This is a genomic window from Gluconobacter kondonii, from assembly GCF_002723995.1.
In the GTDB taxonomy this organism is placed as follows: domain Bacteria; phylum Pseudomonadota; class Alphaproteobacteria; order Acetobacterales; family Acetobacteraceae; genus Gluconobacter; species Gluconobacter kondonii.
Genome location: NZ_BEWP01000007.1, coordinates 13,657 through 30,856, shown reverse-complemented (window position 1 = coordinate 30,856; position 17,200 = coordinate 13,657). Strand labels below are relative to the sequence as shown.

At 60.3% G+C, this 17,200-nt stretch carries 18 protein-coding genes; 4 read left to right on the top strand and 14 right to left on the bottom strand.

Annotated features, from left to right (window positions below):
* Positions 1 to 4: 4 nt before the first annotated feature.
* A complete protein-coding gene (gene trpS / locus GKO01_RS09230; protein WP_099286835.1) occupies positions 5 to 994 on the bottom strand; it encodes a tryptophan--tRNA ligase in 990 nt (329 codons plus the stop codon).
* A gap of 42 nt (positions 995 to 1,036) precedes the next feature.
* Positions 1,037 to 1,522 (bottom strand): c-type cytochrome, encoded by a 486-nt coding sequence (locus GKO01_RS09225; protein WP_244901398.1) that lies wholly within the window; start codon positions 1,520 to 1,522, stop codon positions 1,037 to 1,039.
* A gap of 95 nt (positions 1,523 to 1,617) precedes the next feature.
* Here GKO01_RS09225 and GKO01_RS09220 point away from each other — a divergent pair, with 95 nt between their 5' ends.
* Positions 1,618 to 2,160, top strand: coding sequence for a thymidine kinase (locus tag GKO01_RS09220; RefSeq protein ID WP_099286834.1), 543 nt, complete (start codon positions 1,618 to 1,620; stop codon positions 2,158 to 2,160).
* 27 nt (positions 2,161 to 2,187) lie between these two features.
* Here the strand turns inward: GKO01_RS09220 and GKO01_RS09215 are convergent, their stop codons facing one another.
* The 8 genes from GKO01_RS09215 to GKO01_RS09180 all read right to left on the bottom strand — a co-directional run bounded on the left by GKO01_RS09215 (position 2,188) and on the right by GKO01_RS09180 (position 9,608).
* Positions 2,188 to 2,694, bottom strand: a complete 507-nt coding sequence (locus GKO01_RS09215) for an FKBP-type peptidyl-prolyl cis-trans isomerase (RefSeq protein WP_099286833.1) — start codon at positions 2,692 to 2,694, stop codon at positions 2,188 to 2,190.
* Positions 2,695 to 2,720: 26 nt separating this feature from the next.
* A complete protein-coding gene (locus GKO01_RS09210; RefSeq protein ID WP_099286832.1) occupies positions 2,721 to 3,953 on the bottom strand; it encodes an argininosuccinate synthase in 1,233 nt (410 codons plus the stop codon).
* Positions 3,954 to 4,030: 77 nt separating this feature from the next.
* Complete coding sequence (rlmN, locus tag GKO01_RS09205; protein ID WP_099286831.1) at positions 4,031 to 5,254, bottom strand: 23S rRNA (adenine(2503)-C(2))-methyltransferase RlmN; 1,224 nt, start codon at positions 5,252 to 5,254, stop codon at positions 4,031 to 4,033.
* 80 nt (positions 5,255 to 5,334) lie between these two features.
* Complete coding sequence (locus GKO01_RS09200; protein WP_099286830.1) at positions 5,335 to 6,096, bottom strand: TlyA family RNA methyltransferase; 762 nt, start codon at positions 6,094 to 6,096, stop codon at positions 5,335 to 5,337.
* 7 nt (positions 6,097 to 6,103) lie between these two features.
* On the bottom strand, positions 6,104 to 8,086 hold the full coding sequence (gene dxs / locus GKO01_RS09195; protein ID WP_099286829.1) for a 1-deoxy-D-xylulose-5-phosphate synthase: 1,983 nt from the start codon (positions 8,084 to 8,086) through the stop codon (positions 6,104 to 6,106).
* A 4-nt stretch (positions 8,087 to 8,090) separates the two neighbouring features.
* A complete protein-coding gene (locus GKO01_RS09190) occupies positions 8,091 to 8,996 on the bottom strand; it encodes a polyprenyl synthetase family protein (RefSeq protein WP_099286828.1) in 906 nt (301 codons plus the stop codon).
* A complete protein-coding gene (locus tag GKO01_RS09185; RefSeq protein ID WP_099286827.1) occupies positions 8,993 to 9,256 on the bottom strand; it encodes an exodeoxyribonuclease VII small subunit in 264 nt (87 codons plus the stop codon). The genes GKO01_RS09190 and GKO01_RS09185 overlap by 4 nt, the downstream gene beginning before the upstream one ends.
* Before the next feature lie 97 nt (positions 9,257 to 9,353).
* A complete protein-coding gene (locus GKO01_RS09180; protein WP_099286826.1) occupies positions 9,354 to 9,608 on the bottom strand; it encodes a sulfurtransferase TusA family protein in 255 nt (84 codons plus the stop codon).
* 168 nt (positions 9,609 to 9,776) lie between these two features.
* Between GKO01_RS09180 and GKO01_RS09175 the strand changes: the two genes are divergently transcribed.
* Together GKO01_RS09175 and GKO01_RS09170 are read left to right on the top strand one after the other, a co-directional pair.
* Complete coding sequence (locus GKO01_RS09175; RefSeq protein WP_099286825.1) at positions 9,777 to 10,121, top strand: hypothetical protein; 345 nt, start codon at positions 9,777 to 9,779, stop codon at positions 10,119 to 10,121.
* A gap of 9 nt (positions 10,122 to 10,130) precedes the next feature.
* Positions 10,131 to 10,610, top strand: a complete 480-nt coding sequence (locus GKO01_RS09170) for a hypothetical protein (RefSeq protein ID WP_099286824.1) — start codon at positions 10,131 to 10,133, stop codon at positions 10,608 to 10,610.
* Positions 10,611 to 10,731: 121 nt separating this feature from the next.
* Here GKO01_RS09170 and GKO01_RS09165 read toward each other — a convergent pair whose 3' ends face one another.
* The 3 genes from GKO01_RS09165 to GKO01_RS09155 all read right to left on the bottom strand — a co-directional run bounded on the left by GKO01_RS09165 (position 10,732) and on the right by GKO01_RS09155 (position 15,054).
* The gene (locus tag GKO01_RS09165; protein WP_099286823.1) at positions 10,732 to 11,514 is read right to left on the bottom strand and encodes a hypothetical protein; all 783 of its coding nucleotides are present in this window, start codon (positions 11,512 to 11,514) and stop codon (positions 10,732 to 10,734) included.
* A gap of 59 nt (positions 11,515 to 11,573) precedes the next feature.
* Positions 11,574 to 12,905, bottom strand: a complete 1,332-nt coding sequence (locus GKO01_RS09160) for an NCS2 family permease (RefSeq protein WP_099286961.1) — start codon at positions 12,903 to 12,905, stop codon at positions 11,574 to 11,576.
* 85 nt (positions 12,906 to 12,990) lie between these two features.
* Positions 12,991 to 15,054: an AsmA family protein gene (locus tag GKO01_RS09155; protein WP_373319080.1), complete on the bottom strand. Its 2,064-nt coding sequence runs from the start codon at positions 15,052 to 15,054 to the stop codon at positions 12,991 to 12,993.
* Between the two features lie 187 nt (positions 15,055 to 15,241).
* Here GKO01_RS09155 and GKO01_RS09150 point away from each other — a divergent pair, with 187 nt between their 5' ends.
* Complete coding sequence (locus GKO01_RS09150; RefSeq protein WP_099286821.1) at positions 15,242 to 15,799, top strand: biliverdin-producing heme oxygenase; 558 nt, start codon at positions 15,242 to 15,244, stop codon at positions 15,797 to 15,799.
* Here the strand turns inward: GKO01_RS09150 and GKO01_RS09145 are convergent.
* Complete coding sequence (locus GKO01_RS09145; RefSeq protein WP_099286820.1) at positions 15,790 to 17,196, bottom strand: glycosyltransferase family 2 protein; 1,407 nt, start codon at positions 17,194 to 17,196, stop codon at positions 15,790 to 15,792. The genes GKO01_RS09150 and GKO01_RS09145 overlap by 10 nt on opposite strands.
* Positions 17,197 to 17,200: the final 4 nt, after the last annotated feature.

Sequence of the window (17,200 nt, the reverse complement as noted above, 5' to 3'; positions counted from 1 at the left end):
AATTTTAACGTAGGAAGCCGACGAGGCGTTCGGCTTCCTGAACGATCGGTTCCGAAACGCTGTTTGCACGTTCGGCACCGGCACGCAGAACCGAGAGCAGATGTGCTTCGTCCTGAAGTAGGCGCTGTGTTTCGCTGGCGACCGGGGCCAGACGTTCCACCAGAAGATCCGCGAGAGCGTTCTTGAACGGGCCAAAGCCCTGACCGCTGAAACGGGCCAGAATGTCTGCCGGTGTTTCATTCGACATGGCTGCATAGATGGAGACGAGGTTCCGGGCTTCCGGACGTTCGCTCAGACCGTCCATTTCGCTGGGGAGCGGTTCGGAATCAGTTTTGGCGCGGCGGATCTTCAAGGCGATGTCATCTGCCGTGTCGGTCAGGACGATGCGGCTCTGTTCTGACGGGTCGGACTTGGACATTTTCTTGCTGCCGTCGCGCAGGCTCATGACGCGGGCCGCGGCAGGCGGAATGAAGGCTTCCACTTGCGGGAAGAACTCCACGCCCATGTCGTGATTGAATTTCTGGCCGATATCGTTGGTAAGTTCGATATGCTGGCGCTGGTCTTCGCCGACGGGGACGCGGGTTGCGTGGAAGGCCAGAATGTCAGCGGCCATCAGGTTGGGATAGACATACAGGCCCGCCGAATGGTTCTCGCGGTTCTTGCCAGCCTTGTCCTTGAACTGGGTCATGCGGTTGAGCCAGCCGAGGCGTGAGACGCAGTTGAAAATCCAGCCGAGGCGGGCATGCGCGCTGACGGCGGACTGGTTGTACAGACGTGTGGGTTCGATTCCGGCCGCGAGCAGGCAGGCTGTTGAGCCGAGTGTCTGTTCACGCAGGGTTTGCGGGTCCCAGGGCATCGTGATGGAGTGCAGGTCCACCAGACAGAAGACGCAGTCGTGGTCTTCCTGCAGCGTAACCCAGTTGCGGATTGCTCCGAGATAATTGCCCAGATGGGGAATGCCGGTTGGCTGAATGCCGGAAAATACGCGCTGCATGGGTTCTGTCTTCATTTGCTGGGAAAGGGGAAGCGAAAGGCTTCAATGAACGGGGGTTTGCAGGTCCAGCCTCTGGCGTTCCTGCAGGACATCCGCCGCCGACATCGGATGAGCTCGTGCGGCTGCGATGTCAGCGGCAGTGAATTTGGGGGCGTCTGCGGGCATTTCCTGACTTGCGACGAATGTCAGGATGCGGGCGATTTCGTCGTTGGAAAGACGATGGAAAGAGGGCATGGAGCTGTTGTAATGGCCGTCTCCCGCCGTGATGGGGCCGTTTAGTCCGTAAAGCAGGACATCGACAAGATAGTGATGACCGGCAGGGGACTGGGCAATCGGGCCAACGCGACCGAAGATGGGGGCGACTTCAGAAACCTGACCATGACCGCCATGGTGGCAGGTGCTGCATTCATTAGCGTATTCGCGCGGGGCCTGAGCGCGATTTTCCCAGGCGTGACCGACAACGAAGACCACCACCATGAAAATGGCGAGAAACAGAGGCAGTCGGACGGCTGGGTCAATTCTGATCACAGTGCCGTTGTCGCATCTTCGGAGGCGTTTCAGCAAGTCCGGGGCTTGGCAAATCGGCTGTAATAGGGCTCATGGCGCTATCGGGAGGAGAAACCATGACCGTCAGAGGCCGTCTTGTAGTGTATGTGGGGCCGATGTTTGCGGGGAAATCCGCGCATCTGATTGCTGCCGCGAAAAAGCAGACGGATGTTCTGGCCCTCAAACCCGGCTTTGATACGCGCGATGGCGCCGAGCTTGTCAGCCGGGATGGATCTCATCTCGCTGCGATGTCGGTGAACACATGGCCCGCAGATGCGGACAGGTACGGCCATATCGTTCTGGATGAAGGACAGTTCTGGGTTGCGCCGCATTATCAGGGCGATATCGTTGAGGATATCCGGGGTGTTCGGGCGCAGGGCGTGGATGTGACCGTCGGGGGGCTGGATACCGATTACCGGCGCGTTCCGTTCGACGTCATGGAGCGGCTGAGGGGAGAGGCAGACGAAGTTATTCTCCTGACGGCGCGCTGTCATGTTTGTGGTGCGCCCGCCGCGTGGACCGCGAAAACCCATGACACCGGTCATTTGCTGGAGACGGGCGATCAGGAGCTTTACGAAGCGCGCTGCGAGGCGCACTGGACCTTGCCGGAACGGCCCTGAAGGCGGCTCCGGCAGAGGTGACGGCTTTTACTGCTGGCCGCCGCCACCGTTGTTGACGCCCAGCAGACGGATCTTGAAGATCAGCGGGCTGTTGGGCGGGATAATGCCCATGGAGCGCTTGCCGTAGCCGAGGTTCGGCGGCAGGTAGAGCATCCATTCATCGCCGACATGCATCATGGGGAGGGCTTCAAGCCAACCCTGCACAAGGCCGTCGAGCGGCATTTCCATGTAGGCGCCGTTCCCGTGCTGGTCGGAGCTGTCGAAAATGCCACCATCGGGGAGGCGACCCTCGTAGATGACCATGATGGTGGAGCCGTGATGCGGGCTGTCACCATCCTTCGGGCCTGACTGGAGAACCTTGTAGGCCAGGCCGTCCGGCAGGGTCTTGACGCCGGGCTGGGCATGGATTTTCGCCATGAACTGCGCCGGTGTCAGGTCGGAATCATCCACCGGCTTGGGAGCGCCCGAGCAGCCCGCGAGGGCAAAGGCGCCACACAGGGCGAAAGCGGATGTAAGACGGATCAGACTGGTCATGGTTTCCCGGGGAGTCAGTTGAGAAGTCAGAGCGTGCCGCCGCGACGGCCGATCTGACCGCCGAGCCGCAGACGCAGGGCGTTGAGCTTGATGAAGCCCTGCGCATCCTGCTGATTATAGGCGCCTTCGTCGTCTTCGAAAGTCACGACGCGGGTATCGTACAGGCTGTTCGGGCTCTCACGGCCAACGCAGGTCACATTGCCCTTGTACAGGCGCATGCGGACACGTCCGGTCACGGAATGCTGGCTGGTGTCGATGAGGGCCTGAAGCATCCGGCGCTCGGGCGAGAACCAGAAGCCGTTATAGATGATTTCGGCATAGCGCGGCATGATGCTGTCCTTGAGATGGGCAGCTTCGCGGTCGAGCGTGATGCTTTCGATGGAGCGGTGCGCGGCCAGCAGGATCGTGCCGCCCGGCGTTTCGTAGATGCCGCGGGACTTCATGCCGACGAAGCGGTTTTCTACGATGTCGAGACGACCGATGCCGTTGTCGCGGCCCAGTTCGTTCAGGCGGGTCAGCAGAGTTGCCGGGGTCATTTCAACGCCGTTGATGGCGACCGGGTCACCGCTGACGAAATCGATGGCGATTTCGGTTGCGACGTCAGGAGCAGCTTCCGGCGAGATCGTGCGCTGGAAGACGATTTCTTCGGCTGCGATCGATGGGTCTTCGAGCAGCTTACCTTCGGAAGAGGAGTGCAGAAGATTCGCATCCACGGAGAACGGAGCCTCGCCGCGCTTGTCCTTCGTGACGGGGATCTGGTTCTCTTCAGCGAAGGCGAGGAGCTTCGTGCGGGACGTCAGATCCCATTCGCGCCAGGGAGCGATGACCTTTACGTCCGGCTTGAGCGAATAATAACCCAGTTCGAAACGGACCTGATCGTTGCCCTTGCCGGTCGCACCATGCGCCACGGCATCGGCACCGACGGCTTCGGCGATTTCGATCTGGCGCTGTGCGATCAGCGGACGGGCGATAGACGTGCCCAGCAGGTACTGACCTTCATAGAGCGTGTTGGCCCGGAACATCGGGAACACGAAATCCTTGACGAAGGTTTCGCGCAGATCCTCGACGAAGATTTCCTTGACGCCGAACATCTCGGCCTTTTTGCGGGCCGGCTCCAGTTCTTCACCCTGCCCGAGATCGGCAGTGAAGGTGACAACCTCACAGTTATAGGTTTTCTGAAGCCAGCGAAGAATAACCGAAGTGTCCAGGCCGCCAGAATAGGCGAGCACAACTTTCTTGACGTCCTGGTGGGCACTCATAACGGTGTGGTCCTCGGTGTGTTTCGTTTGAGAAGCGTTTCTAGCAGTTCAGCCGACAGAGGGAAACCGGGCGCGTGTCAGGTATCCGATGCGGCTGTACGGCGCTGGCGTTCGCTTTCGGTTTTCAACTGACCGCAGGCTGCGAGGATGTCCTGTCCGCGTGCCGCGCGGATGGGGGAGGCGAAGCCTGCGTCCATCACGATATTGGCGAATTTCGCGATCTGGGCGCGGCTGGACGGCTGGAAGTCCGAGCCAGGCCAGGGATTGAACGGGATCAGGTTCACCTTGGCTGGAAGGTCGCGAATCAGACGGACCAGTTCGCGGGCATCGGCTTCGCTGTCGTTCACGCCCCGGAGCATGATGTATTCGAAGGTAATGCGCCGCGCGTTGGACGCAGCCGGATAACGGCGGCAGGCAGCGATCAGCTCTTCGATCGGGTATTTGCGGTTCAGCGGGACGATCTGGTCGCGCAGTTCGTTCGTCACGGCATGCAGGGAAATGGCCAGATTGATGCCAAGTTCTTCGCCGCAGCGATCCATCATTGGGACGACACCGGAAGTCGAAAGCGTGATGCGGCGGCGGGAAAGGGCGATGCCTTCGCCATCCATGATGATCCGCATGGCTTTTGCGACATTTTCGTAATTATAGAGCGGCTCACCCATGCCCATCAGGACGATCGTGGACAGGTAGCGTGGCATGTCCGCGCTGGGGCTGGGCCATTCGCCGTAGCTGTCACGGGCGGCCATGAACTGACCGACGATCTCGGCCGGGCCGAGGTTACGGACCAGCTTCTGGGTGCCCGTGTGGCAGAAGGTGCAGGATAGGGTGCAGCCGACCTGCGAGGAAATGCAAACAGCGCCTCGGTCTTCCCGACGATCCGGAATATAGACGGTTTCGGCTTCCTGACCGTCGCGGAAGCGGAAGAGGAACTTGCGCGTCTCGTCTACGGAGGTCTGTTCGGTCGCGGTCTCAGGGCGGCTGACGACGAAATGCTCGGCGAGTTTGGCCTGCATCGGCTTGGCGATGGTGGTCATCGCCGAGAAATCGGTGGCGCCCTGGTGATAGATCCAGTGCCAGAGCTGTTTGGCGCGGAAGGGCTTCTCGCCGATATCCGTCATGAGCGCGGCCAGTTCCTCGCGCGACAGGCCCACCAGATCGCGCCGTCCGTCGGCCATTCGCGCCTCGGGTGGTGCGAAGAGAGCGGATTTCGCATGAATGCGCTCGCGCTCGGCGGCGTTCAGGTCGTCGGAGGCGACGGAATTGATTCGGGGGCGGATGTCGGGATGGATTACGGCTGTCATGACGGCGGAGCCATAGCACGGAGAAGACCCGCAGTTCCAAAGGAAAAGCGCGGTCTTTCCGGGAAAACTGTTTTGGAAAACTATTCCGCTTCCGGCTGGGCTGGAGCAGTTTTTCTGGCAGCGATCAGGAACTCGCGGTTGCCTTCGGGACCGGTGATGGGGCTCGCTTCGATCCCGAGAACGTCCCAGCCGGGGAGGGCTGCGAACCATTCGCGGATTTCTTCGCAGACACGTTCATGAACCGCAGGGTCGCGGACGACGCCTTTCGCACCAACCTCGCCGCGTCCCGCTTCGAACTGCGGTTTGATGAGCGCGACGGCCCAGGCATCCGGCGTGGTGAGTTCAAGGGCTGCGGGGAGGACGGTGCGCAGGCCGATGAAGCTTGCATCGCAGACGACAATTCCAGCGGGTTCGGGAATCTGTTCGACCGTCAGGGCGCGGGCATTCGTCTTTTCCATGACGACGACGCGTTCGTCCGAGCGGATTTTCCAGGCGAGCTGTCCGTGTCCAACGTCCACGGCATAGACCTTTTCGGCGCCGTGGGTCAGCAGGACGTCCGTGAAGCCTCCGGTCGAGGCACCCACGTCAATGGCGATGCGGCCTTTCGGATCCAGCCCGAAATGTTCAATGGCGTGAATCAGCTTGAGCCCGCCGCGCGATACCCAAGGATGGTCCTGCCCTTTGAGGGCGAGGGGGGCATCCTCGGGAAGCTGGTCGCCAGCCTTCGAGATCCGGCGGTCGCTGGTATAGACGAGGCCAGCCATGATCAGGGCCTGAGCCCGTGTCCGGCTTTCGACCAGCCCTCTGTCAACGAGGAGCTGGTCGGCGCGGCGTTTGGCCATCAGTCGCTCAGGCGGACTGCTGGGCGACGTCCACGCCCAGAGCCGTGGCAGCGACATGCACGATGTTCGGCGCGGTCAGGCCGGCTTCCTCGTACTGTGCGTCCTGCGTGTTGTGGTCGATGTAACGATCCGGCAGGGCGAGCGGGCGGAACTTGACCTTGTCCAGCAGGCCGGTTTCGGCAAGATGCTGCACGACAAGACTGCTGAAGCCGCCAATGGCACCTTCTTCAAGCGTGATGAAGACTTCGTGCTGGTTGGCCAGATCTTCGACAAGGGCCTTGTCGATCGGCTTGGCGAAACGGGCATCGGCAACCGTGACCGGAACGCCCTGTGCGGCAAGAAGGTCGGCGGCGCGCAGGGATTCATGCAGGCGTGGACCAAGCGACAGGATGGCGACGCCACCGCGGGCGTTCGGCGCGCGACGGGCTTCGCGGACGATGCGGCCCTTGCCGATTTCCAAAACTTCGCCCTTTTCAGGCAGATCAAGCCCGATGCCGTTGCCGCGCGGGTAGCGGAAAGCGATCGGACCGGCATCATATTCACAGGCCGTCGCCGTGGCGTGTAGCAGTTCGATCTCGTCGCACGGTGCCATGACGACCATGTTCGGCAGGCAGCACAGGTAGTTGAGGTCGAACGAACCGGCATGGGTGGCGCCATCGGCACCGACCAGACCGGCGCGGTCGATGGCGAAGCGGACCGGAAGGTTCTGGAGCGCCACGTCGTGAACGACCTGATCGTAGGCGCGCTGCAGGAAGGTCGAGTAGATCGCGCAGAACGGGCGTAGACCTTCGGACGCAATACCGGCTGCGAAAGTGACCGCGTGCTGTTCGGCAATCCCGACGTCGAAGAAGCGATCCGGATAGGCCTTGGCAAACGCGCTCAGACCCGTGCCGGACGGCATGGCCGCCGTGATCGTGACGAGCTTGTCGTCGGTCTTGGCGCGGCGCATCAGTTCGCGGCTGAAGATGGACGTGTAGCTCGGCGGACCGGCCGGAGCCTTCTTCTGCTCACCCGTGACGACGTTGAACTTGCTGACGGCGTGGTACTTGTCACCGGCGGCTTCAGCGGGTTTGTAGCCGCGGCCCTTCTCGGTGATGATGTGCAGCAGGATCGGACCCTGATCGTCGGCATCGCGCAGATTGCGCAGGATCGGCACGAGCTGGCTCATGTCATGTCCGTTGACCGGGCCGACATAATAGAAGCCGAGCTCTTCAAACAGCGTGCCACCTGTGATCAGGCCGCGGGCATATTCTTCGGCGCGCTTGGCGGTGCGCTCGATCTTGCCCGGAAGGCGCTTGGCGACCTTGCCGGCGAGATCGCGCAGGCTGAAGAACTGGCGCGAAGACATCAGACGCGACAGATAGTCCGACATCGAACCAACCGGGGGGGCGATCGACATTTCGTTGTCGTTCAGCACCACGATCAGGCGGTTTGCGCCGGGGCCTGCGACTGCGGCGTTGTTCATGGCTTCATAGGCCATGCCAGCCGAAATCGAGCCGTCGCCGATCACGGCAATCACGTTGCGCTCGTGATAGCTCGGGTCTTCTTCCGCGCGCAGGTGATGCGCGACGGCCATGCCGAGGCCCGCCGAGATGGACGTGGACGAATGTGCTGCGCCGAACGGGTCGTATTCGCTTTCCGAGCGACGGGTAAAGCCGGACAGGCCCTCGGGCTGACGCAGGGTGCGGATCCGGTCGCGACGGCCGGTCAGGATCTTGTGCGGATAAGCCTGATGGCCGACATCCCAGATGATGCGGTCGTCCGGTGTGTTGAAGACGGCGTGCAGGGCAACGGTCAGTTCGACCACGCCAAGAGAGGCGCCGAGATGGCCGCCCGTGGTGGAGACGGCGTCAACGGTTTCCGAGCGCAGTTCGTCGGCAAGCTGCTTGAGCTGATCGACGGACAGGTTCCGCATGTCGGCAGGGAAGCGGACGCGATCCAGTTCGGGATAGCGGCCATAGGTAGGAATCGTGGAGGAATTCTTGCTCATGGGATCAGTTCCTGCGCTCGACGACATAATCTGCCAGTGCCCTGAGGGCGTCGGCCTGTGCACCGAAGGATGAAAGAGCCTCCCGGGCCCGGTCGCTCAGGCGACGGGCTTCGGCGCGGGCACCGTCGATGCCAAGCAGGGAGACATAGGTTGATTTGCCGCTGGCTTCGTCCTTGCCAGCGGTTTTGCCGAGTTCCTCGGCGGTGGCGGTAGAATCCAGAACGTCATCGGCGACCTGAAACGCCGTGCCCAGATCGCGGCCATAGGCGACGATGGCGGCGCGGCGTTCATCGTCCACATCAGCCAGAATGACGCCAGATTCGGCGGCATAGCGGATGAGGGCGCCGGTTTTCAGGGCGTGCAGACGGCGCACCTGATCCAGCGGCAGGGCGCGGCCTTCGCCACGGATATCGATGACCTGACCGCCGACCATGCCAGCCGATCCAGAGGCCTGCGCCAAGGCAAGGGCCAGATTGGCGCGGACGGCCGGATTGGGGCTGGTTTCGGGTTCGACGAGAATTTCGAAAGCCCGGGTCTGAAGGGCATCGCCTGCCAGAATCGCGATCGCTTCGTCGAACTGCTTGTGCGTGGACGGCTGACCGCGTCGCAGGTCGTCGTCGTCCATGGACGGCAGGTCGTCATGGACCAGCGAATAGGCGTGCAGCAGTTCGACCGACGCGGCAACGCGTAGGGCGGCTTCGCGGTCTGCGCCAAACAATGTCGCCACTTCGACGGCCAGAAAACCGCGCAGACGCTTGCCGCCGCCGAGGGCGGCATAACGCATGGCGTCCAGAAGAACAGACTCGTCTCCCGGAACCATGGGCAGAAGGGCGTCGATTGTGCTTTCGATTTCGGCACAGGCGCGGGAAAGCGCGTCCTTCAGGGAAACAGACGGGGTAGGGGCATTCATCGGCCGGAGTCTCCGGTATCGGCAAGAGGCTCCGTGCCTGTCGTGCCGTCATCGTTCTGCACGATGGCACGCACACGCATCTCGGCCTCTCCCAGCTTCGCATCGCAATGTCTGCGCAGGGCAGCACCGCGTTCATAGGCGGAAATAGCGTCCTCGAGCTTCATCTGCCCGCCTTCAAGGCCACGGACGATCCTCTCCAGTTCGGACAGGGCATCCTCAAAAGACAGGGCATCCATGGGGGCATCAATGGGTTCGGGCATGAAAAGCCTCAAGGCACACTTTGGAACAAGGTAGCGAGGGGATTACAGGCAGAAGACAGTTTTTGCCAGCCCCGCACACGGGAACGCTGGAGTTTCCTCAGGAGGGTGACGTTTCTGCACGTCGCCGGATCACGAAGGAAAGCATGCCTGCGGTTTCGGTGAACGCAATGAGGGCATGGCCGGTTTCGCGGCAATAGGACTGGAAATCCGCCACTGAGGCGCGGTCGGTGGCGAGGATGCGCAGCTTCGCACCCGGGGCCATGTCACGCAGGGCGCGATTGGCTTTGAGGACGGGCATGGGGCAGGCCAGACCACGCAGATCGAGAAGTGTTTCTGTCGGAGGAACAGTCATGGGGCGCGACTATGCGCCTATCTCCGAAGGGGGCCAAGCCAGCTTTTGGTGCGCTTGGCTGAAGGTTTCAGGTTTTCATTGATAAATCAGGTGTTTGTTTCTATATTAATGGCTTAATGCCACAAAAGCGTTCCTTCCGGGGAGCGCTTTTTTTATTTGGGGGACGGCATGTCTGACGGGGAAGGCCAGGTAGTCAGTCTGGCTGATGGAAATGAGAGACGCGCCTATACGCTGCGGATGCTTGAAGATCGGGTTCTGCGGCTGGAGACGATCGCGGGAGGGCTTTCGGATCGATATGAGGAACTGCGGACCGAGATGCGGCAGGAAATCTCGTCGCTACGGGATCAGATGAAACTGTTGGAGACGAAGGTTGATGAGGGGAATCGCGTGGTTAACGGGAAGCTGGACCGGCTGATCGGGGGGCGGGCGGTTATTACGGGGATCATCACGCTGGTCACATCCATTCTGGGGACGGGCATGGTGCATGTCGCCCTGTCCCTGACTACGAAGTGAGGAGATGCCATGAGTGGAATTGATGCAGGCCAGCTCAAGCATCTGGTAGTTGCCCCAGCACTGGCGGCGCTCGGGCTGGATGGGGACGTTGCGGTCAATCTGGTGACGGGCACGGCACTTGCGGAAAGTCGGGGAACATATGTCCGGCAGATCGGTGGTGGCCCGGCTCTGGGTTTGTGGCAGATGGAGCCAGCGACGCATGACGACTGCTGGGTCAACTTTCTGTGTTATCCGGCAGGCAGGAGGTTCGAGCGGATTCTGGAGGGGATGCTTTCGCAGGATCTGCCCCGAAGCGCGCAACTTGTCTCCAATTTGAGATATGCCTCGGCAATGGCCCGCATCCGGTATTACCGGACGCCGGTCTCCCTGCCGTCGTCGAGCGATCCGGCCGTTCTGAGCCGTTTTCACAAGCAGTATTACAACACGGCTGCAGGGGCGGCTGACCCTGTGGCCAACATCCCGTTTTTCCGTCAGGCGGTTATGGTCTGAAGAGAGTGGGAGCGGTGTCGGGGAATGTATGCATCACGCTCCCGACACCGCATGACTGTTTAAACCGGTTTAATATGACCGAATAGTGGCAGATGATGCTGGAAAATGCGCCGTTTGAGGTTCAGGGTGTAGAAAGTGGCAGCGTTCGCGCAGACAGGTCGCCTTTGAACGTCGTGCTGCCTGTATGGGTCAGGGATAGACCGCGGTGGAGGGCGACCTTTCCTCCGATTGTGATCCAGCGGCGGCAGAAGGCGAAATCTTCGGAAAGATAGGTCCGGGTTTCCGGGTCGATCAGACAGTCGAACAGGGCATAGGCGTCTGACGACGGTGCTTGCGAAGTCTGGCCTTCGGACTTCGCGTCGATGCGGCTGTAACGGGTTTCGGGATAGTGGGCGATCATGTCGAGGACCATCTGACGGGTCATGAGCATGAAGCCGGTTCCGATATAGGAGACAGTGACGATATCTTCCGAGGGGTTGCCGTCATGCAGCGCGGCGCAGTCTCCGACATAGCGTAGGCTGGCTGTTCTGGACTCTTCGCCAGCGGCCATGAAACGGTCCGTATCGTGGTCCCAGTAATGGGATTTCAGGGGATAGGCTCCTCCGATCAGAGGGCGGTTTGCATCCAGCAGGGCGAGAATGTCGGTAATCGAAAAGCCGATGTCGCTGTCGATGAAAAGAAGATGGGTGGCATCGGTCATGGTCACGAACTGATGCAGAAGCGTGTTTCTGGCCCGCGTGATGAGGGCGTCACTGCCGATCGTGGACAGGGTGAGTTGCAGATTATGGGCCGGTGCTGTGGCCGTGCAGCCGATGAGGGACTGCATGTAATCCAGTGTGATGGTGCCACCGAAGCAGGGCGTGGCGATAAAGACGTGGCGCGGGTTGGGGGGGCAGGAAGTCATGCGAGGCAGCCTGCCCTGAAGCTATGAAAAAAGAATTAAAACGGCGCTTTAAAAAGTCTTCATGCTCCCATGTGCGCCTGAAGAACCATGTAAAAGACGAAAGCGGCGTCCAGACCGAGGACAATTGGCGTTAGGCGCTGGAACTGACGTGTGGCGACAGCGAGCGCGGTGTAGATCAGCAGGCCGCAGGACAGACTCAGCATGAAATTGCCGGTCACGCCTGCGATGAGCAGCATCATCAGGGGCGGGATGGCTTCTGCGGGTGTTTCAGCAACGCGGCTGAGGCTGCCGAGCATGTTCAGTCCCACGAGAATGAGCACGGGCGCTGTGGCGATCGCGGGAATGGCGGTGATGAGCGGCCAGAAAACGGAAGACAGTGCAAACAGGACTGCGACGACCAGTGCGCTCAGGCCTGTCCGGCCTCCGGCTTCCACGCCTGCCAGGCTCTCGACATAGGCGGAGACCGTGCAGGTTCCGAGCGAGGCGCCGATGATGCTGGCGGCTCCATCGGAACCGAAAGCGCGATGGTCGAGCGCAGGTTTTTCAACCGTTCCGTCCAGGCCTGCGCGGTGTGCGACGCTCATCATTGTTGCGGTTGCGTCGAAGAAATCGCTCAGCAGAAAATAGAGCGTGATGGGGACGAGAAGTCCGAGATGGGAAAAATATTCGTGGAAATCGAAGGGCAGGAACAGGTTGGTCGGATAATGCGGCCAGTCCAGAAGTTGGGCTGGAAGATGCGTGATCGGGCCTGAGGGCGTGTGGATGAACAGTCCGGCGATGGTAATGGTGAGGATGGCAAGGAGCAGCCCGGCCGGGACGCGCAGGACGACGAGAATGGCGCTCAGGACGACGCCAGCCATGCTGAGCAGGACGGACGGGTTGCTCAGGGAGCCAAATGTCAGACCTTCGGGCGAAGGAACGGCGATGCCGCCCGTCATCAGGCCGATCCGGGCGATGAAGGCACCGAGTGCGATCTGGATCCCAAGCACAATCGAGGGCGGAAAGCCACGGATGATGCGCTGGCGGATCTGGCTCAGCGAGAGGGCAGTGAAGCATAATCCGCTGAACAGGACGACCGTAAAGGCTGTGCGCGGGCTGACATGGGCTTGCTGCACGACAACCTGTGCGAACAGGACATTGCTGCTCATGGCGGGGGCAAGAGCGATGGGCAGTCTGGCCCAGAGCGCCATTAGCAGCGTACCCGCGATGGCGCCGGCGATCGTGGTCATGACCATGTCGTGACGGTCCAGACCCGCCGCCGAGAGGATAGCCGGATTGACGGCCACGATATAGGCCATGGCCCCGAAGACCGTCAGTCCGGCAATGACCTCACGCGGGATCGTTGAACCGCGGGCGGTGATATGGAACCAGCGGTCGAGTCTGGATAGCAGCAAGCGGACACTCCGGGGGCAGGGGATGGCTGGGCCAAGCTATAGTCAAAAAAGCTGGTTCTGCCACGACCCGGAGCGTATCTTTTCATTTCGGATTCGATTTTTTCTCCCATGCCTTGTGGATCTCTGCCGGAGACAGGCGATGGTGTGAGGTTTGCGGATGCGTTGCTGTCTGTGGGTGTGCTGGGTGCGGGATGCTGCTGGGGCCTGAGCCTGTGGTGGCGCCGGGTGCGATCCCGGCGGCGGGATGTTCATTGGCTTCCAGAATGGCTTTTTCGCAGGCCGAGCCCTTGCCGACACCAAGCTGGATGGTCGGGATCAGAGCTGCTGGCGGAAAGACGATCCCAAGCCCCACAGAGGCTGTGACGCGGCCGATCAGTTCCGCACCCGGCAGAATTGTGGGGTTGTTGATCGGGCCAAAAATATGGACCGCGCCGGGCAGAGACAGGATCTGTGGTCCGATCGAGCGGGTGGTGATGGCGTAATCCAGTGTGTCCTTATGAAAATTGACGGTGCCAGTGCCGCTTGTCCGGGTAGTACCGGTTTGCAGGAGCATTGCATCGGTATGCACAATACCGTCCTTGAGCGGCAGATCCGCCACGAGGCATTCCAGTTTTGAGCGATCCGGAATTCCGAGCGCAGACAGAATGGCCGAGCCGAGCTTGAGCCCCAGCAGATCGGGAAGAAGGGCCGTCACATCACCTCCGCGGTCCAGCACCAGTGTCGTCCCACCGTTGCCGTTTTCGACCAGCGTTGCGACCGAATTGCCAGTCGAATTAAGCGTTACATGACCGCCAATAGTGCCTTCACCCTGGAACATGTCCTTGGATGTCATGATGCGGGAGAGGGGAAGGCGGGAGACGTCCAGACGGAAGCGGGTGTGGAACTGGGCGTTTTTGGTCGGCTCAAGCGTAGCATTTGCGGAAATGGTTCCTGTCCCGGTGGCAAAGGTCAGGTGTTTGAGGTCAATGGCGCCGTCGTGGATGTCGAGTTCGGTATCAATATTGTCCAGAGGCCAGTTTTTATTGCGGATGTGATCGCCGTGATATGTCAGATGCACGTTGGCGGCATTGAGTTTCGGGACATTGATGGCCTTGTCCGGCAGTACACGGGTGCTGGCCGGTTCGGCTTTTTTCGCTTCGCCGGGCTGTGCGCCAATGAAGCCACCCAGATCCGCCAGATCCACTTGATGGGAATGAAGGGCCGCATCCACGAAGGTCGGTTTCTGATGCGGATTGACGTTGATGTCGCCGCCGATATCCGAAGAGCCCATATGGCCTTCGAATTTCTGGAAACGGATTGCGTGGTCGGAATAGGCCAGATTGCCGGTGACGCTATAGGCCGGGGTTTCCGGAATGGGTACGCCCGTCAGTGGGTAAAGGAGCGCCATGTCCGGGCCGGCAAAATGCAGGGCAAGATTGGTACCGCGGAAGTGGATCGGATCGTCAACCGTGCCGCGCAGAGTGATGTAGGTGGGGCCGTTGGCGAGGCGTCCATCGATTGGATAGGGATGCGTGGTGTCTGTGATGTCCAGAAGGGCGCCCCCAACAATATGACCCGTGATGGGTGCGCGGGCGTACCGGCCTTCGAGATCAATGACGATATGCCCGTCGTCGCCGTCTTTTGGCGGAACGGTATGGATAAGGACGTGCATGTCCGTCTTCAGCTTTGCCATCGCTACACGGATATCGCCGTCATTGATCTCGATCTTGCCGAGCTTGGGCAGTGTTGTTGAAGGCGACGCTGTCTGGGAGGATGTGTTGGACGATGAGGGGAACGTATAGTTGTTCGTGCCATCAGCCAGTGAAACGATGTCGCCTTTTGGTGTGTCGACACGGATCAGTGGCACGGAGAGACCGCCACCTGTCAGGTAACGCCATGCATCGACCTTGACCGTGATGGCGTGAGCCGAGGCAAAGTCGTCTTTTTCTTTCCCGAAGCCCTCGGGCTGGCCGATTTTTAGATCATCGATCGTAATTGTTGGTTTGAAGCCAAGATGAACATGCAGATGCGCGATGCTGACGGGGCGTTGCAGGGCTGCTGTGGCCTTGCGGTCAATGTAGGGAACGAACCAATCCCATTGCCAGACCAGGATCAGCACGATGAGGGCGGCCACCAGCGCTCCGACAATACCGCCAGCGGTTTTCAGGCGCCGGTGTCGCTTCCCCCGCCCGGTGAGAGGGTTGTCAGAAGGGGATGGTGTTCGGGGCAGGGTGCTGCTCAACGGCGTTTCTCCGGAATTTGTGGTGTGCCGAGACGGATCTGGTTGTTGCAAGTCACTCTAATTACGGACAGAATCAGAAACGGTTTCACAAAAGACGGGAAGGTCGGAACGGATGGACACGGTTGAACGCATCGGCAGTCAGGACGGCTCAGGCCTTGCGGAACTGCGACGTGTCAGCCGAAAGGCGCACGAAGCCGTGGATGAAGTTTTTTCGCGTTTCGATCTTGCGGATAAAGAATCCTACGGTGCGTTTCTGACAGCTCATGCAGGCGCGCTTCTGACGGCCGAGACTTATCTCGCGAAGCATGCGAGTGTGCTGCCATCATGGCATTCACGCTCGGAACTGCTGAAGGAGGATCTGCGGCAGATGGGGGTTGAAGTTCCTGCGGCGCGTCAGGACATCTTTCCCGAGCATGACGGCATGGCGCTGGGTGTGTTGTATGTTCTGGAGGGATCGCGCCTTGGCGGTCGGGTGCTTTCGGCCCGTGTAGCTGAGGGCTTGCCTCGGGCGTATCTGTCGGCGTTTCATCAGAAAGGGGAATGGCCGGAGTTTCTGGCCTATCTGGAGCACTTTCTGAACGAGAGCGATGTGGCACAGCGTAAGGCTGTTACGGCTGGGGCAGTCCTGACGTTTGACTTGTTCCGCAATAGCGCCGGTTCTCAGGCCTGAGGCGGTCGGGCCGACCGCACATTCCTTGGGACAACACCCGGAAAAGCATCGGACAGACGCTCGGCCTCCTCGAACGGCAGCATAGCAACCGCACATCCCAGGGCGCTTGCATCTGCTGCGGGAAGCCTTTCAATTCCGCGCAGTAATCCTGCGAGGTTATGGCCCCCCGCCGTCAGAACCATGAAAGATGTAATGCGGCTGTAGAGACTTATTGTGGCGTCAATTTCCGTCAGGGCATGATCGGGGATGGCGATATGGATGTCGTCACCACTCACGGGGGACTGAACCGTGTTTTCAGCGATTTTGATGTGGAGCGGTACCATGGGCAGGAGCGTCGGCGAGCCTGCGAGTGAGAGATATCGGCCGGGCAGTGGGTTTTCCACAAACAGGCATGCGTTCCAGATATCGGTATCCGATACTTCCAAAGCCATGATGAGCGGATTGTAGCGCCCGAAATTCGTGTCAGTTTCTCCAACAGGAACGAGAGAGCCGGTTTGCATATCCAGCATCAGGCGCTGCGTTGCCCCGAGCGTACAGAAACGAAACTGTGGTTGTGAGCGGGAAGACGAAGACACGGAAAGCTGATCGGGTGTCAGGCCAAGTTTTTGCAGAGTGGACTTATCTGCATGGGTCATGACGGCCTTGAGGCGCCAATAAAGATCGGTCAGCGACGCCTGGGTCAGGAATGAGGCGATCCGGCGGCTTCCGGGAAGCCAGCGGTTTGCGCCGCCATATTCAGCATCATTGCGATCGAAATTTTTCCAGGCCTGTTCAGGCGTCGCGCTAGAATCGCGCTTGAAGAAACTTTCCCGGTCGCTGGCGGCAAAGTGAAGAATCCGCGCTTCGTCCCAGACGGCATTTCTATCCAACGCCGAAAAGGGGTCAGGCAGGCCGGTGTCGAGAGAGCGTGGCTGAACAAGATGCCGCACAACGCGATGATCAGGCAGGCTGAGAAGGCCGTGACGGATGAAGGTCTCGACCGGGGAAAAGGCCGAGGGTGTCAGGCGTCCGGAAGAGCCGAACAGGCACCAGTTTACGGGAATTGTCGTTCCGGGGGCATTGGCCGTGAATTCAGCGACGGATCGGGCGGTCTCGAAATGCAGGTACTCGTCCGCCGCCAGAATCATCATCCAGTCGAATTCGTCGTGACCCTGTGCGAGCGCGTTTTCGTGGAACCGGGTCTGACGTTCCAGCCGCGTGGAGAGCGTTGTATCCGCAGACTGGACCCGGATGTCGTAGAGTGTGGCAGCGTTTGAGAGGGCCGTAAGCGTCCCGTCTGTCGAATGGTCGTCACAAACAATCAGGGTCGAGAAACCGATTGTTGCGTGATGGGCCAGCCACCATCCGATCGTATCAACCTCGTTGTGAACGAACAGGATGGCGGCGCTTTTCGACATGGGA

What these genes read in the sequence shown, in the direction of transcription:
- trpS (WP_099286835.1), bottom strand. Translation starts at nt 994, where the DNA reads ATGCAGCGCGTATTTTCCGGCATTCAGCCAACCGGCATTCCCCATCTG.
- GKO01_RS09220 (WP_099286834.1), top strand. Translation starts at nt 1,618, where the DNA reads ATGACCGTCAGAGGCCGTCTTGTAGTGTATGTGGGGCCGATGTTTGCG.
- GKO01_RS09215 (WP_099286833.1), bottom strand. Translation starts at nt 2,694, where the DNA reads ATGACCAGTCTGATCCGTCTTACATCCGCTTTCGCCCTGTGTGGCGCC.
- GKO01_RS09210 (WP_099286832.1), bottom strand. Translation starts at nt 3,953, where the DNA reads ATGAGTGCCCACCAGGACGTCAAGAAAGTTGTGCTCGCCTATTCTGGC.
- rlmN (WP_099286831.1), bottom strand. Translation starts at nt 5,254, where the DNA reads ATGACAGCCGTAATCCATCCCGACATCCGCCCCCGAATCAATTCCGTC.
- GKO01_RS09200 (WP_099286830.1), bottom strand. Translation starts at nt 6,096, where the DNA reads ATGGCCAAACGCCGCGCCGACCAGCTCCTCGTTGACAGAGGGCTGGTC.
- dxs (WP_099286829.1), bottom strand. Translation starts at nt 8,086, where the DNA reads ATGAGCAAGAATTCCTCCACGATTCCTACCTATGGCCGCTATCCCGAA.
- GKO01_RS09190 (WP_099286828.1), bottom strand. Translation starts at nt 8,996, where the DNA reads ATGAATGCCCCTACCCCGTCTGTTTCCCTGAAGGACGCGCTTTCCCGC.
- GKO01_RS09185 (WP_099286827.1), bottom strand. Translation starts at nt 9,256, where the DNA reads ATGCCCGAACCCATTGATGCCCCCATGGATGCCCTGTCTTTTGAGGAT.
- GKO01_RS09180 (WP_099286826.1), bottom strand. Translation starts at nt 9,608, where the DNA reads ATGACTGTTCCTCCGACAGAAACACTTCTCGATCTGCGTGGTCTGGCC.
- GKO01_RS09175 (WP_099286825.1), top strand. Translation starts at nt 9,777, where the DNA reads ATGTCTGACGGGGAAGGCCAGGTAGTCAGTCTGGCTGATGGAAATGAG.
- GKO01_RS09170 (WP_099286824.1), top strand. Translation starts at nt 10,131, where the DNA reads ATGAGTGGAATTGATGCAGGCCAGCTCAAGCATCTGGTAGTTGCCCCA.
- GKO01_RS09165 (WP_099286823.1), bottom strand. Translation starts at nt 11,514, where the DNA reads ATGACTTCCTGCCCCCCCAACCCGCGCCACGTCTTTATCGCCACGCCC.
- GKO01_RS09150 (WP_099286821.1), top strand. Translation starts at nt 15,242, where the DNA reads ATGGACACGGTTGAACGCATCGGCAGTCAGGACGGCTCAGGCCTTGCG.
- GKO01_RS09145 (WP_099286820.1), bottom strand. Translation starts at nt 17,196, where the DNA reads ATGTCGAAAAGCGCCGCCATCCTGTTCGTTCACAACGAGGTTGATACG.